General features: G+C 67.7%; 13 protein-coding genes. 12 read left to right on the top strand and 1 reads right to left on the bottom strand.

Annotated features, from left to right (window positions below; translation table 11 throughout):
* The first annotated feature begins 53 nt into the window (after window positions 1-53).
* The 3 genes from KA261_03710 to KA261_03700 are packed head-to-tail and all read left to right on the top strand — an operon-like array spanning window position 54 to window position 2,984.
* Complete coding sequence (locus tag KA261_03710; GenBank protein ID MBP7696893.1) at window positions 54-782, top strand: 3-deoxy-manno-octulosonate cytidylyltransferase; 729 nt, start codon at window positions 54-56, stop codon at window positions 780-782.
* Between the two features lie 8 nt (window positions 783-790).
* Window positions 791-2,467, top strand: a complete 1,677-nt coding sequence (locus KA261_03705; GenBank protein MBP7696892.1) for a CTP synthase — start codon at window positions 791-793, stop codon at window positions 2,465-2,467.
* A 28-nt stretch (window positions 2,468-2,495) separates the two neighbouring features.
* Window positions 2,496-2,984 carry a hypothetical protein gene (locus tag KA261_03700; GenBank protein ID MBP7696891.1) on the top strand — a complete coding sequence of 163 codons (489 nt, stop codon included), beginning with the start codon at window positions 2,496-2,498 and terminating at the stop codon, window positions 2,982-2,984.
* A gap of 26 nt (window positions 2,985-3,010) precedes the next feature.
* Here KA261_03700 and KA261_03695 read toward each other — a convergent pair whose 3' ends face one another.
* Window positions 3,011-4,123, bottom strand: coding sequence for a hypothetical protein (locus KA261_03695; protein ID MBP7696890.1), 1,113 nt, complete (start codon window positions 4,121-4,123; stop codon window positions 3,011-3,013).
* 137 nt (window positions 4,124-4,260) lie between these two features.
* Between KA261_03695 and KA261_03690 the strand changes: the two genes are divergently transcribed.
* From KA261_03690 to KA261_03650, 9 genes are all read left to right on the top strand, one after another.
* Entirely contained in the window at window positions 4,261-5,982 is a 1,722-nt protein-coding gene (locus KA261_03690; GenBank protein ID MBP7696889.1) for a YfhO family protein, read from the top strand.
* A gap of 102 nt (window positions 5,983-6,084) precedes the next feature.
* Entirely contained in the window at window positions 6,085-7,410 is a 1,326-nt protein-coding gene (locus KA261_03685) for an SLBB domain-containing protein (GenBank protein ID MBP7696888.1), read from the top strand.
* Window positions 7,407-8,615: a hypothetical protein gene (locus KA261_03680; GenBank protein ID MBP7696887.1), complete on the top strand. Its 1,209-nt coding sequence runs from the start codon at window positions 7,407-7,409 to the stop codon at window positions 8,613-8,615. The genes KA261_03685 and KA261_03680 overlap by 4 nt, the downstream gene beginning before the upstream one ends.
* Window positions 8,616-8,686: 71 nt before the next feature.
* Window positions 8,687-9,448, top strand: a complete 762-nt coding sequence (locus KA261_03675) for an N-acetyltransferase (protein ID MBP7696886.1) — start codon at window positions 8,687-8,689, stop codon at window positions 9,446-9,448.
* 12 nt (window positions 9,449-9,460) lie between these two features.
* Window positions 9,461-10,567, top strand: a complete 1,107-nt coding sequence (locus KA261_03670) for a DegT/DnrJ/EryC1/StrS family aminotransferase (GenBank protein MBP7696885.1) — start codon at window positions 9,461-9,463, stop codon at window positions 10,565-10,567.
* Between the two features lie 88 nt (window positions 10,568-10,655).
* Window positions 10,656-12,212 carry an oligosaccharide flippase family protein gene (locus KA261_03665; protein MBP7696884.1) on the top strand — a complete coding sequence of 519 codons (1,557 nt, stop codon included), beginning with the start codon at window positions 10,656-10,658 and terminating at the stop codon, window positions 12,210-12,212.
* A 3-nt stretch (window positions 12,213-12,215) separates the two neighbouring features.
* The gene (locus KA261_03660) at window positions 12,216-13,283 is read left to right on the top strand and encodes a glycosyltransferase family 4 protein (protein ID MBP7696883.1); all 1,068 of its coding nucleotides are present in this window, start codon (window positions 12,216-12,218) and stop codon (window positions 13,281-13,283) included.
* The gene (locus KA261_03655) at window positions 13,264-14,436 is read left to right on the top strand and encodes a DegT/DnrJ/EryC1/StrS family aminotransferase (protein MBP7696882.1); all 1,173 of its coding nucleotides are present in this window, start codon (window positions 13,264-13,266) and stop codon (window positions 14,434-14,436) included. The genes KA261_03660 and KA261_03655 overlap by 20 nt, the downstream gene beginning before the upstream one ends.
* A gap of 87 nt (window positions 14,437-14,523) precedes the next feature.
* Window positions 14,524-15,522: a 50S ribosome-binding GTPase gene (locus KA261_03650; protein MBP7696881.1), complete on the top strand. Its 999-nt coding sequence runs from the start codon at window positions 14,524-14,526 to the stop codon at window positions 15,520-15,522.
* Window positions 15,523-15,543 lie beyond the last annotated feature (21 nt).

The raw sequence follows: 15,543 nt of genomic DNA, 5'->3' as shown, positions 1-15,543 counted from the left end.
GCCAGGGAGATTGGCGGCCGGAGGAACCGGGTGATCCGGCCGGGGAGGATCAAATGGCGGGGGTAGTCGCGATCATTCCTGCGCGCCTGGGGTCGACCCGGTTTCCTCGGAAGGTACTCCACCTTTACCGCGGGCGGCCGCTGTTGTACTATGTGTGGCGCGAGGTCAGCCGGGCCCGGCGGATCGACCGGGTGGCGGTGGCGACCGACTCCCGGGAGATCGTAGCGGCGGTCAGGGAATTCGGAGGCGAAGCGGTGCGTACGTCGGCCCGGCACCGGACCGGATCAGACCGGGCGGCGGAAGCGGCCGAGAAGATCGGCGGGCGGATCATTGTGAATGTGCAGGCGGACAACTTCGGCCTCACCGGCGCGGCGCTCGACCGCGTGGTCGCGCGGATGGAGCAGGATCGGACGATCGAGTTCGCGACACTGGCATTTCCGATCGGCGGGGCGGAGGATCTTGCGGACCGGAATCTTGTTAAAGTAGTGGCGTCGGACCGGGAGGGGAGGGCGCTGTGGTTTTCGCGGTGGCCGATTCCGCTGGTGCGCGACGCCGGGGCGCGCTACCGCCACCTCGGGCATATCGGAGTGTACTTCTTCCGGCGGGCCGCCCTCCGGCGCTATGCGGAGTGGCCCCGGACGGCGGCCGAACGGGCCGAGTCGCTCGAGCAGTTGCGGATTCTGGAGCACGGCGGCCGGATGCTGGTGTTTGAGACGCGCGCGCGGACGGTGTCGGTGGACGCTCCGCCGGATGTGGCAAAGTTGGATACGCTATACAGGTAGAGGATGCGATGGCGGACAAGACCAAATACATTTTCGTGACCGGCGGCGTGGTCTCGGCCCTGGGCAAGGGGATCTCGTCGGCCTCGATCGGGCTGTTGCTGCAGCGGCGGGGTCTGACGGTGTACAACATGAAGCTGGACCCGTACCTCAATGTGGACCCGGGGACGATGAACCCGTACCAGCACGGGGAGGTGTTCGTGCTCGACGACGGTTCGGAGACGGATCTCGACCTGGGGCACTACGAGCGGTTTCTCGACCGCTCGCTCACCCGCGACCACAACGTCACCACCGGGCAGATCTACCACACGATCATCACGCGCGAGCGGCGGGGGGATTACCTCGGGGCGACCGTGCAGGTCATCCCGCACGTGACGGAGGAAATCAAGAACCGCATCCGGCGCCTGGAACGGCTTCCGGAGAAGCCGGACGTGGTGATCTGTGAGATCGGCGGGACGGTGGGGGACATCGAGTCGCTCCCCTTCATGGAGGCGATCCGCCAGATGGGGCTGGAGCAGGGGTACGACAACGTCATGTACGTGCACGTCACGCTCGTGCCGTACATCGCGACGGCCGGCGAGTTCAAGACCAAGCCGACGCAGCATTCGGTGAAAGAGCTGCGGGCCATCGGGATTCAGCCCAACATGCTCCTGTGCCGGTCGGCCAAGCCGCTCGACGAAGGGCTGCGCCAGAAGATCAGCCTCTTCTGCTCCGTGCCGACCAAATCGGTCATCGCCGCCGAGGACGTCTCGACGATTTACGAGATGCCGCTGCGGTTCCGGGCGCAGGGAATGGACGATATCATCTGCCGCCATTTCGGGCTGGAGACGCCGGAGCCGGACCTGGGCGACTGGGAGCAGATGGTGGAGCGGATCAGCTACCCGACCCATCGGCTCAAAATCGCGATCTGCGGGAAATACGTGATGCTCAAGGACGCCTACAAATCGATCATCGAGGCGTTCGTCCACGCGGGTGTCCACAACGGGGCCGAGGTCAAGCTCATCTGGGTGAGTTCCGAAGAGATCAAACACAACGGCGCCGGCAAGTTCCTCCACGACGTCGACGGCCTGCTGATCCCCGGCGGGTTCGGGGAGCGCGGGGTCGAGGGGAAGATCGAGGCTATCCGCTACGTGCGCGAGAACAGAATCCCGTTTTTGGGCATCTGCCTCGGCATGCAGTGCGCCGTGATCGAGTTCGCCCGGAACGTCTGCGGCCTCGAGGACGCCCACAGCTACGAATTCTACCGCGACCTGAAACACCCGGTGATTCACCTCATGGCCGACCAGGAAGGGGTGACCGAGCTGGGCGGGACGATGCGGCTGGGGGCGTACCCGTGCCGACTGGCCGCGGGCTCGCTCGCCCGCCAGGCCTACGGCGCAGACGAAATCTCCGAACGCCACCGTCACCGCTACGAACTGAACAACGCCTACCGGGAGATGCTGGGGTCGCACGGCCTGCGGCTGAGCGGGATGTCGCCCGACGGGCGGCTGGTGGAGATCATCGAGCATCCCGAGCATCCCTGGTTTGTCGCCTCGCAGTTCCACCCGGAGCTGAAATCGCGGCCGACCCGGCCGCACCCGCTGTTCCGCGACTTTGTCAAGGCCGCGGTGGACTACAAGGTGCGGCGCAACGGCGCCTCCGGATCGAACAACGAGGAAGAGCACGACCTGTCCGAGGCGGCGCGCTGACGACGCGCGGGTGGGAGGAGGACCGAGGATGTCGAGAGCGGGGAAGGCGCGTTTCCGGCCATTGATCCTGCTGCTGGCGGCGGCGGCCCTGGCGGGGGGGTGCAAAGAGGACCGGCAGGCGCTCGCGCCTCCGGAAGTGTACACGGGGATGATGGTGATGGAGCCGGATTTCGCCTCGGGTCCCATGGAGATCTACCCGGACTCCACCATGGTGACGTTCACGGTCGAGGGCACACTCTACGAGCTGCTGCTGGAGGACGAGACGGATTTTCACCTCTGCCACACGCGGGGGACGGTGCGGTCGTTCGGGACGAACGCGCTCACGCTGGCTCCCACGGGGACTTTCGGCGCGGGCAACTGCGATTCGATCCGCGTCCCGCGAGGGGAACTCCCGACCGTGTTCCGGGGGGACAGCCTCTTCATCGGGCCGAAAGACATCGCCTACGAGATTCACATCAACAACACCACCGTCACCGACATCATGCGCTACACGTTCCGGCTGAGGCGGGTGCAGTAGGGGCGGCGCGGGGTTCGGCCCGGCGGTCACATCAGGACGCCGCGTTTGTAGGCGTCGAGGAAGACCCCCAGCATGAGCGCCAGGGCGGCGGCGGCGTAGAGGACCGCCAGCGGGCGGCGGCGCGAGCGCAGCGACAACCCGACCATCGCAAACAGCGGAAACGCGACCACGACGTGGCGATAGTAGCAGGCAGTCGTCCCCGCGGCCGGAGTGAACAGCAGCACGCCCCACAGGAAAACCTGCCAGGCGGCCGGGATCCGGCGCGTGGAGAAGAGCGCGAGCGCGGCGGCGACGAAAATCAGCATGACACGGACCGGGTGGGCGCCGGGCAGGTGCACGACCGCATCGAGGATCGGGAGCAGCGGTACGGTCGCCCCGTGGGCGTAGTACGGCTTGGACTGAAAGTGCACATAGAGGAAGAAGTCGCCGAAAGCCAGCCGGTAGTAGAGCGCGTAGAGGATCAGGGCGAGCACGACCGCGGCGGAGGCGGTTCGCAGGCCGGCCCGGTCGCGGGGCGTAAGCCCTCGCCAGCGTGAGACGAGAACCCACAGCAGGGGGAGGATGATCGCGACCCCGGTGGGGTAGGTGATCGCCAGCAGTCCGGCCGGCGCCGCCGCCGCGAAGTAGCGCTCCTTCTCCACAAGGAGGAAGACGGCGGCGGCCAGCAGCAGGTACAGGGCATAGGGGAAGGCGGTGAGGTAGTAGAACGAGGTGGGGAAGAGCGCGAGGGCGGCCAGCGACCCGGCGGCGACGGTGTGGTCGAAACGCCGGGCGAACAGGCGGTACAGCAGGAGCATCGCCGCCCAGAGGCAGAGCCACCCGGTGATCAGCATCGACCAGGCCATGCCGAGGCCGAGCGGGCCGAGCGCAACACTCACCACCCGCGCCGCCAGCGGAAACAGCGGGAACCACCCGACATTGCCGCACACGAGCGAGGGATCCTCCGGGCAGGGAAATTTCTCGTACCCGGTCTCCGCTATCGACAGATAGTGCCGGCCGTCCCACTGGATCAGCGTGCGCGCCAGCGGCGCGTACTTGCGCTCCCCCGTCCCGAGAAGCGCGAGGACGACCGCGAGGAAGAGGAAAGTCACGGCGGTCGGGACGAGGAAACTTTTACTGCGCAGGCGGGCGAAATTCATTAAGTTGTTCCGTTCGCGCGACCCGGCGGGGCCGGCGCGGATCTCCGGCCGCGGATCGCGGCTCTTCGGACTCTCCCGGCGCGACCGACGCCGGCGGCGCCGGCCGATACCGGACAGGATGGAAAGTAGCATCCCGGATGGACCTGCGAAAGCCCAAAGTTGCGACTGTTGGTCTCTCGGCCGTCCTGGCGTTGTACTACGCGCTGCCATTCCTTTTGAAGCTGACGTGGTGGGGGGTGCGGGACTGGGACTTGTTCACCACCATTGCCGCTGTTCCGGTGGGGACCGTCCTTCACTACGGCCAGTTCCCCTTCTGGAATCCCTATCTCGGCGGGGGGAATATCCTCTTTCATCATCCCGAGGTCGCGGTTCTGTCGCCCTTTGTGCTGCTGTATTTTCTGTGCGGGCCGGTGGTCGGGCTGAAACTCCAGGTGCTGATCGCGTACTTCCTCGGATTTTGGGGGAGCCTGCGGCTCTTTCGCACGCTGGGGATGCCCCGGGGCAGCACTGTCGTGGCCGCCGTCGCGTATTTCGGGTCGGTGCATTTCGCGCTCCATTTTGCCGAGGGGCACATGCCGTTCACGCACTACGCTTTTCTGCCGTGGTTTGTGCACTTTGTCCTCAAGGGAGCGGAAGATCGCCGCAACCTCTTGGGGGCGGTCGTCGCATTGGCGCTCATGATCCTCGGCAACGGCGCGGCCGTGCCGCTTCTGTACACGCTGCTGGCGACCGCTCTGCTGCTGGCGTTGCGGGCGGCGCAGCGGCGCTCGCCGGCCGAGGCCCGGGTGTTTCTCCTGGCGGTCGGCCTCGCGCTGGCCCTCGCGGCGGTGAAGGTTCTCCCGATGATCGCGTACCTTGCCCAGAACCGCTGGACGGGCGACCCGGCGGAGGCGATCCCGTGGTCGGCGCTGCCGGCGATGTTTTTTGGTTTGAAGCACTCGCTGTTCGTGCAGAATTTCGCCGGCCAGAAATGGGCCTGGCATGAATACGGCGTCTACGTGTCGCCGCTGCTTGTGGCCGCGGGAGCGTACGCCGCCGTGGCGCGGTTCCGGCGGCATTGGCCCTGGGTGGTGTTCATTGCCTTTTTCCTGCTCCTCGGACTGGGTAACTTCGCTCCGTGGTCGCCCTGGGCGCTGCTCACCGGTTTGCCCGGGTTCGAGTCGCTGCGCGCCACCGGCCGCGCCATGCACTTCGTCATCCTCGGAGCGGCTGTGCTCGGCGGACTGGGCCTGGGCTGTTGGGAGGACCGGGCCCGGGCGGCGGCCCGGGGAGGGTGGCTGCGGGGAGCCGTGGTCGCGGCCGGGCTGCTCATCGCGGCCACCAACCTGGCGCTGGCCTGGCCGATCATGTCCGAGGGGTTTCGGAAGCCGCCGAAACACGTGGATCGATCTCCGGAGTTCCGCCAGGTGGTCGACGCCGAGCCGCACGCGTTCGAAAACTACCTCGCCAACCGGGGCTCGCTCGTGTCGCCGTGGCTCTCGGCCTACCATCCCAGCCGGGGGCTGGTCGGCCCCGGCATAGTGTATTCGGAGCTATTCTCGGGCGGGGAGGCGAAAGTCTACGTTCGGGACTACACCCCGAATCGAATCACTTACACTCTCAACGGCGGCGGCCACGGCGGGGAACTGGTGATCGGGATGGGCTACGATCCGGGCTGGCGCGCGACCGACGGCCGGACAATCACGGAGAATCAGGGACTGATCGCATTCCCGGTCACGCCGGGACGGCAGACGGTTGTCCTGGTCTACCGAACGCCCTACTTCTCTCACGGGGCGGTCATTTCGCTTTTGACGCTGGGCGGGATGGTTCTGTGGCGCCGGCGCCTCTTCGGCCGCCCGGGGCGCGGGGCGAATCTGTAGATTCGGATAGCCGTTGACTTCGCCTTGGGCGTGGGTTATCCTTGGCGGATGCAGCGACGGGGTTAACCCTGCGCTCACACCTTGTGCGGAGTGTTCGGAATCATGCGTCTTGTGTCCACCATACTGGCGGTGCTGATGGTGACGGCGGCGGCTGCGATCGCCCAGCCCGACCGGGCCGATTCCGTCGGTGCCGGCGGCTACCGCTTTTTCGACATGCCCATCGACCCGGAGCGCTATCTGCTGCGGCCGGATGAACGGCTGCAGGTGACTTTTCTCGGGACGGCGCTGGCTCCGCTGACAGTGCGGGTCAATCCGGAGGGGAGAATCGTGCATCCCACGCTCGGGTCGTTCGATCTGAGGGGCGCGACGCTCGCGGAGGCCCGGGTGGCGCTCGTGAAAGCGCTCTCGTCCCTGTACCAGGCCGACTCGATCGACATCTCAGTTCTCGCGCCCCGCCGCGTGGCTATCCAGGTCAGCGGCGCCGTGCAGTCGCCGGGGCTCTACACGGTCTATACGTCGCAGCGCGTCTCGGAGGTGATCGACTCGGCCGGCGGCCTTAGTCCGAGCGGCTCGCGGCGGCTGATCCGGCTCCTGGGCGGTCCCCGGGAGATCCGCGTCGACCTGGACCGCGCGCTCCTGGGCGACGAGCGGTGGAATCCGCCGCTCTACGCCGGGTACACGGTGATCGTGCCGGCGAAATCCGCCCGCGTCGTCAACGTCGTCGGAGCGGTGGACCGTCCCCGCGATATCGAGATCGTCGACGGAGAGTCGGTCGCCGAGATTCTCCCCCTCGTCGGGCCCTTCCGCTCTTCGGCCGACACCTTGGCGGTGCAGATCATCCGCGGTTCGGAACGCCTGCCGGCGGCCGGTGTGCCGCTCCAGGCGGAGGACATTGTTTTTGTCCCGACGCTCTCCCGGCTGGCCGAGGGCGCGCCGGTGACCGTGTACGGAGCGGTCGCGAGGCCGGGCCGGTTCCTCCTGTCCGCCTCGGGGGCGCTGAGCGAGATCCTGGACGCGGCGGGAGGGTTTGCGCCTGACGCGGCGCGCTCGGAGCTCACGGTTTTTCGGCAAGTCCCGCTCGAGGCCGCGCTGCGTGCGGGTGAGCGGTATTCGATCGCCAACCTCATTGCCCTCGACGGCGCGGTCCAGCCGTTCACGCTGCAGCCGGGCGACTCGATCTTCGTCCCGATGATGGTCGGCTATGTGAAAGTGAGCGGCGAGGTGCGCAACCCGGGCATGTTCCCGTTCCGCGTCGGCGGGACGGCGCGTGACTACGTGAGGGCCGCCGGCGGGTTTCTCCCGCGCGCCGACCGCGAAATGGTCGAGATCTTCCACCGGGTGTCGCGGCTGACCGAAGAGCATCCGGCGGAAGTTGTCGTCCACGACGGCGACGAGGTTATCGTCCGGCTGCGGGAGGAATTCCGATGAACGACCGCGCCGCCGCGAACAATTTCTGGCTTTTCCTGGAGCTGCTGGCGCGCCGCCGGACGTTCATCGTGACCTTCGTCCTCTTGGCCACGCTCGCGGCCGTGATCACCGCTTTCGCCCTGCCCAAGTGGTACCGGGCGACGGCGCTGCTGTTGCCCCCGAAAGACGTCACGCTGCCGACGCCGGGTGCGGGGCGCCTCGAGGACGTCGTGTCGGTCACGAAGGGTTTGAACCTGCCGGTGATGGTGACGCCGTCGGATGTCTACGCGCGCATGCTGAAAAGCCGGACGATCGCCCGGGAGATCGTCGAACGCTTCGACCTCATGGCGCTCTACAAGGAAGACAATTTCGTCGAGACCTACGACGTGCTGATGGACCGGGCGAGATTCCGGGTGACGGAGGAGGGACTGCTGGAGATTTCGGTGGAGGACCGGAACGCGGCGCGGGCGGCCGCGATTGCGAACGCCTTCGTCGACGTGCTCGATAGCATCAACCGGGAGATTGTGACGGGGCGGGTGCGGCAGAACCGGACGTTCGTGCAGGAACGGCTGGCGGTCGCGAAGGTCGAGCTGGATTCCGCCCGCGCCCAGTTCCGGGAGTTCCAGATGCGCAACCGGGCGATCGATTTCGATGAGCAGACGCGGTTGGCGATCGACCAGGCGGCCCGGCTCAAGAGCGACCTGGCCTCCCTCGACATCGACATCGCCATGAAGGAGCAGACGCTGGGGGCCGACAACACCGACCTGAGGGAGCTGAAGCGCCGGCGGGCCACTGTCCAGGACCGTCTCGATCAGCTCGAGCGGAGCAACCCCGACAGCTCGTTCTTCTCGCTCCCGGTGTCGGCCATTCCGACGCTCCGCGGGCAGTACGAAGTGCTCTACAGCCGGGTGCGGGTGGCGGAGTCGATTTACCGGATTCTCCTGGAGCAGCTCGAGGAAGTGAAGTACCAGGAGCAGGAGAAGCAGCCGGTTCTGTCGGTGCTGGACCGGGCGGTCCCGCCGGAGATCAAGAGCCGGCCGCAGCGGTCCATTATTGTGCTCGCGGCCTTTGCGCTGGCGGTGCTCGCGGCGGTTCTCCTGGCGGCGGCGGTGGACTATGTGGACCGCATGCGCACGGCCAGCCCGGAGAATTACCGGCGGGTCCAGATGTTCGCGCAGGCGTGGTTCGGCTGGCTGCCCGGGCTGAAGCGGCGGCCGGCGGAATAAGCGCGCGGGCGGGGCCGCCGACGGTGCGGGCGCGCGGTCTTTCGAACACGAAAAATTGAGGATACACGGCCATGACAAGTTCGGAAATCTCGCCGGAGGCGAGGATTGACCCCACCGCGCACATCGGCCGGTTCTGCGTCATCGGGGCGCAGGCGACGGTCGGCGCGGGCTGCGTGATCGGCCACCACGTCGTCATCCACGAGGATACGGCCGTCGGCGACAACGTGCGGATCGACGACGGCGCGGTGCTGGGGAAGCGTCCCATGCGCGCGGCCAACTCGGCGGTGACCCGGGAGCAGGATCTGCCCCCCTGCACGATCGCGGCCGGCTGCATCATTGGCACCCACGTCGTCATCTACCGGGGGGCCCGCCTCGGCGCCCAGGTGCTGGTGGCGGATCTCGCGACCATCCGGGAGAACGTGACCGTCGGACGGCGCACGATTGTCGGACGCGGCGCGGCCATCGAAAACCAGTGCGAGATCGGCGCCTACTGCAAGCTCGAGACGAACGTGTACATCACGGCCTACTCGACCCTCGGCGACCGCGTGTTCGTTGCCCCCTGCGCCGCGACCTCCAACGACAATTTCGTGGGGCGCACGATGGAGCGGTTCAAGCGTTTCAAGGGCGTGACGGTGAAGACGGGAGGCCGCATCGGCGTCCACGCGACCATCCTCCCCGGCAAGACGGTGGGGGCCGACGCCCTGGTCGGTGCCGGCGCCCTCGTCACCGCCGACGTGCCCGACGGCAAGATCGTGGTCGGCATGCCGGCCAAAGTGTTCCGGGATGTTCCCGAAGAGCAGCTCCTGAAGAATCAGGGCTGGAAAGATGAGTGAGGAGAACGAACTATGGCGGTACCGCTGCTGGACGTAAAACGGCAATACCAGGCGCTCAAGGCGGAGATGGACGAGGCGGTGCTGCGTGTCCTGGCCCAGGGGCAGTTCATTCTCGGGCCCGAGGTGGCGCAACTGGAGAAGGCGGTGGCGGCGCTGAGCGGCGTCCGGTTCGGGATCGGGGTCGCCTCCGGCACGGACGCGCTCCTGCTGGCCCTGCGGGCCTGCGGGGTGGGGCCGGGGGATGAAGTGATCACCACCGACTTTTCGTTTTTCGCCACCGCCGGCGTCGTTGCCCGCCTCGGCGCGCGGCCGGTGTTTGTCGACATCGACCCCGATACCTACAACATCGACCCGGACCTGATCGCAGCGGCCGTCACACCCCGGACCAAGGCCATCATGCCGGTCCACCTGTTCGGGCAGCCGGCCGATATGGATCCGATCTGTGCACTCGCGCGGCGGCACGGTCTGGCGGTGATCGAGGACGCCGCGCAGTCGATCGGCGCCGCCTACAAGGGGCGGCCGGCCGGATCGTTCGGCGACTACGGGTGCTACTCGTTCTATCCCTCGAAGAATCTCGGGGCGATCGGCGACGGCGGGATGATCGTGACCGACCGGCCGGAGAACGACCAGCGCGTGCGCATCCTGCGCGTGCATGGGGCCGAGCCGAAGTATTTCCATAAACTGGTCGGGTACAATTCGCGGCTGGCGACCATCCAGGCGGCGGCCCTCCTGGTGAAGCTGCCGCGCCTCGAGGCCTGGTCGAAAGAGCGGGCCGCCCACGCCCGCATCTATGACGAGGCTTTCGCCGGGATCGAGGCGATTCGCAGGCCGGCGGTGAAGGAGTACACGACGTTCCATATTTTCAATCAGTACACCATCGCCGTCCCCAACCGCGACCGCGTGATGGAGCAGCTCAAGGCGGCGGGAATCGGCTGCGAGATCTACTACCCGGTGCCGTTCCACAAGCAGGAGTGTTTCGCCTACCTCGGCTACCGGCCGGGGGATTTCCCGGTTTCGAGCAAGGCGGCGGACGAGGTGCTGTCGCTTCCGATTTACAGCGAAATGACCGAGGCCGAGCAGCAGGAAGTGATCGCGGCCGTGAGGCGGATCCTCGGTTAGCGCCCGGCGGGGCGGTCCCTACAGGGCCTATGACCAGCGCGCAGGCACAGGATCAGGCGGAACAGCCGAGGCGGCGGGAGGCGGCGGCATGACGGGCGGGTCGATGCAGCGGGCGGTGTTCGGGGTGGCCGGCGTGCTCCTTCTGTCGCGGGTGTTCGGTTTCGTGCGGGAGATGGTGATCGCCCATCGCTTCGGCACCAGCGCCGACTACGACCTCTACCTGATCGCGATCATGTTCTCGGCTCTCGCCTACGGGATCCTCAACTACGCCGGATACTACCTCTTCGTTCCGTATCTCACTCGCCGGCTGCAGGCCCGCGCCGGGGCGGAGGGGCCGCCGGATTTCTGGCCGCTCGTGAACACCGGCGCGGCGGCTGCACTGGCGGTGACGCTCCTCCTGGCGGCGGCGGGACCGGCGCTGCTCCGCCTGTGGGCGGTCGACTACGTAGGCGAGGGATTCGACCGCATCGCCTTCTACAGCCGCGTCACCGCCGTCGTAGTCGTGCTCGGCGTGGCCGAGGCCTTCATGCGCGCTTTCCTGAATGTCAAGCGGGTCTACACCCACCCTGCGGCCGGCTACATCGTCTTCAACCTGTTCTCCATCCTCAGCATCGTGCTCCTGGCGGGCCGGCTCGGGGTCGGCGCGATCGCGCTCGGATGGATCGGCGGCCTGCTCGCGCAGAATGTCTGGCTGGCGGCCCGCCTGGTGCGCGTGCACGCGTTCGGCGGGTACCGGCCGCAGATGATCACCGAGGAGACGAAGTATCTGATCGCGACGGCCTCGGCGCTCATCGTCATTGAGCTGATCAACCGGAGCTATTTCCTCATCGACCGCTACTTCGCGCCGCAGTTCGGGCCGGGCGTGATCTCGGCCCTCAACTACAGCCAGGTGATCGTGCAGCTGCCCGATTCCATCATCGGCTGGGCGCTCGGGGCGGTCGTGTTCCCGATGTTCTCGGCCCACCGGGGGGAGGCCGACCGCGCGAAATTCTGGTTCCTCTACCGGCGCACGGTGACGGCGGCACTGGTGATCGCGGTCCCGATCGCCGCGGCGCTTTTCATCACCGCGCCCGAAGTGATCTACGTGCTCCTGCAGCGCGGGGAGTTCGATCCGCAGTCGACAGCGACGACCGCGGCCGTGCTGCGGCCCTACGTGCCGTCGCTGATCGCCCTCTTCATCGTGTCGACCTCGATCCGGGCCTGCTATTCCGGCGGCTGGGTGCGGGCAGTGTTCTGGGCGACGGTGTCCGTGTTCGCGGTGAAGGCGGCGGCCACCTGGGGGTTGTCGGCCCTGTTCGGTCCCGGCGGGATCTCGGCCGCGACCTCGGCGGCCGAGGTGGTGTTCGCCGTGTTGCTCCTGGGCATCGCCGTGCGCCGGATCGCGGGCGAGGGGCGGGCGGCATTCTTGGGCGTGCTCGGCCGCATCCTGGCGGCCGGCGCCGCCGCGGCCGCGCTCGCCGGTCTCGGCCAGCAGTTGCTGCCGGAGTGGGCGGCGGCGGGCGGGCGCGGGCCGGCGCTCATCAAAATTGTCCTCTCGGGCCTTGCCGTGGCGGCGCTCTACGTGCTCTTCGGGCGCCTGCTGGGACTGCGCCGGCAGTTCGCCGACGTGCTCGCCCTTCGGACGCAGCGGGCGGGGGAGGCGTAGGCGGTGGGCGCGCGGGTCGTGATATTCGGGTGGTCGGGCTCGGTGCACGTACAGCGCTGGGTGACGGGTCTGCAGGCGCGCGGATTCGAGATGAAGGTGGTGTCCCTGGGCGGCCCGCCGCTGGCGGACTGCGAGACGACCGTGCTGCCGCGGACCGGTCGCTGGTCCTATCTCACCCACGCGGCCCGGGCGGCCGAGGCGGCGCGGGCGTTTGCCCCCGACCTGGTGCACGCGCACTACGCGACGGGGTTTGGCTACTGGGCGGTGCGGTCGCGCCTCCGGCCGAGCCTCGTGTCGGTGTGGGGCGCCGACGTCATCGACTTCCCCGCCGGCTGGTTCCGGGCGCGGCTGCTGCGTGCGGTCCTCCGCCGCGCCACCCACCTCAGCGCCACCAGTCAGTTCTTGAGGAGCAAAGTGATCGGGCTCGACGGCAGCCTCGCTTCCCAAACGTCGGTCATCCCTTTCGGGGTGGCGATCCCGGCCGAGGCGGCGGCCCCCCCGCCGGCACCGCCCGTGCGGCTGTGCTATGTCAAGAACCTCAGGCCGAAGTACGGCGCCGACGTGCTCCTGCAGGCGATGGCCCGGGCGCGGAAGGAACTCCCCGACCTTCGCCTCGATATCGCCGGCGAGGGGGAGATGAAGGCGCGGCTGCTGGAGAAGACGAAAAACCTGGGCCTCGACGACCTCGTGGAGTTCGTCGGGTTTGTCCCGAACGACCGCGTATACGCTTTCATCCGGGAGCACCACATCATGGTGATGCCGTCGGTGTGTCTGGAGTCGTTCGGGGTGGCGGCGCTGGAGGCGGCGGCCTGCGGGCGGCCGGTGATCGCTTCGGCGGTCGGCGGTGTGCCCGAGGTCGTGCGGCGCGAGGAAACGGGGATCCTCGTGCCGCCGGGAGACTCCGAGAAGCTTGCCGAGGCGATTGTCCGTCTCGGCCGCGACGCCGCCCTGCGCGAACGGTTCGGGCGGAACGGATGGGCGTTCGCCAAGGAGAACTACAATTGGGAGCTCTCGCTCGATCGGATGTCGGAACTCTACCTGCGGTTGATCGATGAGAAAAAAAAGAGCTGAGCGACGGGTGCCGCTGTTCGACCTGGCGGTGTCGCCGGCGGCGCGGCGGTATGTCAACGACGCACTGGCATCGGGGTGGCTGACGGCCGGCCCGAAGGTGAAGGCGTTCGAAGCGGCGGTGGCCCGCCTCACCGGTGTGCGCCACGCCGCCGCGGTGGCCAGCGGCACCCAGGGGCTGCACCTGGCCCTGGCGGCGTGCGGCGGTGTGCCGGGACGCGAGGTGGTCACCACGCCCTACACGTTCGTAGCGACCGTGGAGGCGATCCTCCTGGCGGGCGGGACCCCCGTGTTCGCCGACATCGACCCGCACACGCTCACTATCGATCCGGATGCGGCGGCGCGGAAGGTGGGGAAGAAGACTGCCGCCGTGGTTCCCGTGGACATCGCCGGGCACCCCTGCGACTACCCGCGCCTGAACGACCTCTGCGGCGCGCACAACTTGCCGCTCGTGGCCGACGCGGCGCATGCGATCGGGGGCGCCTACCGGCGGCGGGCGATCCCCAAGCTGTGCGACGCCGCCGTGTATTCATTCTATTCCACGAAAAACCTCACCGCCGGCGAGGGGGGCATGGCGGTGTCGCGCCACAAGGAGCTGATCGACCGCATCCGCCTGCTGGCCCGCCATGGGCTCACCAGCTCGACCTACGAGCGGAAGCTGTCCAACCGCTGGGAGTACGATGCGGTCGCGTTCGGGTGGAAAGCCAACATGGCGGAGCTGAGTGCGGCGGTCGGGCTGGGGGAGATCGAGAGGTTCGGGGCCAACCAGAGGGCGCGGGCCGCGGCCGCCGCCCGTTACCGCCGCCATCTTGCTGCTCTCGCCGAGTACGTGGTGCTTCCGACCGAGGCGCCCGACTGCACGCACAGCTGGCACCTCTACATCATCAAACTCCGCACCGAGGCGCTGCGCATCGGACGGGACCGGTTCATCCGGGAGATGGCGGCGCGCGGCGTCGAATGCGGTGTGCACTACAAGCCGGTCTACGAGCTCTCATGGTACCGCCGCGCCTTTGACCTCTCGGCGCGGCCTTTCCCGAACGCCGAGTGGGCGTGGCGGCGGGCGGTGACGCTGCCGCTGTATCCGACCCTGGCGGCGGCCGACGTGGATTACGTCTGCGCCTGCATCGCCGAGATCGCGGCGCAATTCCGGCGGTAGGCGGCCCGGGCCGGCCGCGGCCGGGCGCGGGGCGGGGGCGCGGCAACAAGGTCTTGTCAAACGCATCCGGTCTGATGATATTCCGGCATGCCGGCAAATTTGCCCCCGCAGTACTACGAGCTCGAGCGCGCGTACAACGCCGAGAAGGATCCGCGCGAAAAGCTCCGTCTCGCGCAGGAACTCCTGCGCATCATGCCCAAGCACAAGGGGACCGACAAGCTGCAGGCCGAGATGAAGGCCAAGATCTCGCGGCACCGCAAAGAGATCGAGGCCGGCGGCGCGCGCGCGGGCGGAGCGGCCAAGGCCGTGGCCAAAGACTACATCGAAAAGGAAGGGGCGGGACAGGTGATCCTCATCGGCCCGCCCAACGCCGGCAAGTCCTCCCTCCTCGACGCGCTCACGAGCGCCAAACCGGAAATCGGCGACTACCCCTACACCACCCGCGAACCGCAGCCGGGGATGATGACCTTCGAGACCGTCCAGATCCAGCTCATCGACACGCCGCCGATCTCGGTCGAGCTGTATGAGAACTACCTCACCGGGTTGATTCGGAATGCCGACCTGGTGGTGCTGGTATGCGATCTTGAGGCCAGGTCGATGCTCGACGATCTCCGCTTCATCATCGCCACGCTTCGGGAGAAGCGGATCATCCTGCAGCCGGAAGTCGCCGGGGAGCCGGACGACCCGAAATACTGCGGCAAACGGACCGTGCTGTGCGCCCACAAGGAGTACGAGGATGAGGACGGGTCGAAGCGCCGGCAGTTGGCGGGGGCCTATCCGGGGTATCGGATTGTGACGACGTCGATCATCGACGAGGCCAGTCTCGAGGCGTTCCGGCGCGCCATTTTCGAGGAGCTGCGGATCATCCGGGTGTACACCAAGCCGGTGGGGCACGATCCGGACTATCGGGATCCGATCATCCTGCCGGCGGGCGGGACGGTGGCCGAGGCCGCCGCGACGCTCCACAAGGATTTTCTGCAGAAGCTGAAATTCGCCAAGGTGTGGGGGAAGGGGAAGTTCGACGGCCAGCGGGTGCAGAACGACTACGCGCTGTCGGACGGCGACATAGTGGAGTTTCACATTTGAACCGGGCCGGGGCCGCGCCGG

The sequence above is a fragment of the Candidatus Zixiibacteriota bacterium genome (assembly GCA_017999435.1).
GTDB lineage: Bacteria > Zixibacteria > MSB-5A5 > GN15 > FEB-12 > JAGNLV01.
This window is presented reverse-complemented; position numbering and strand designations above follow the sequence as displayed.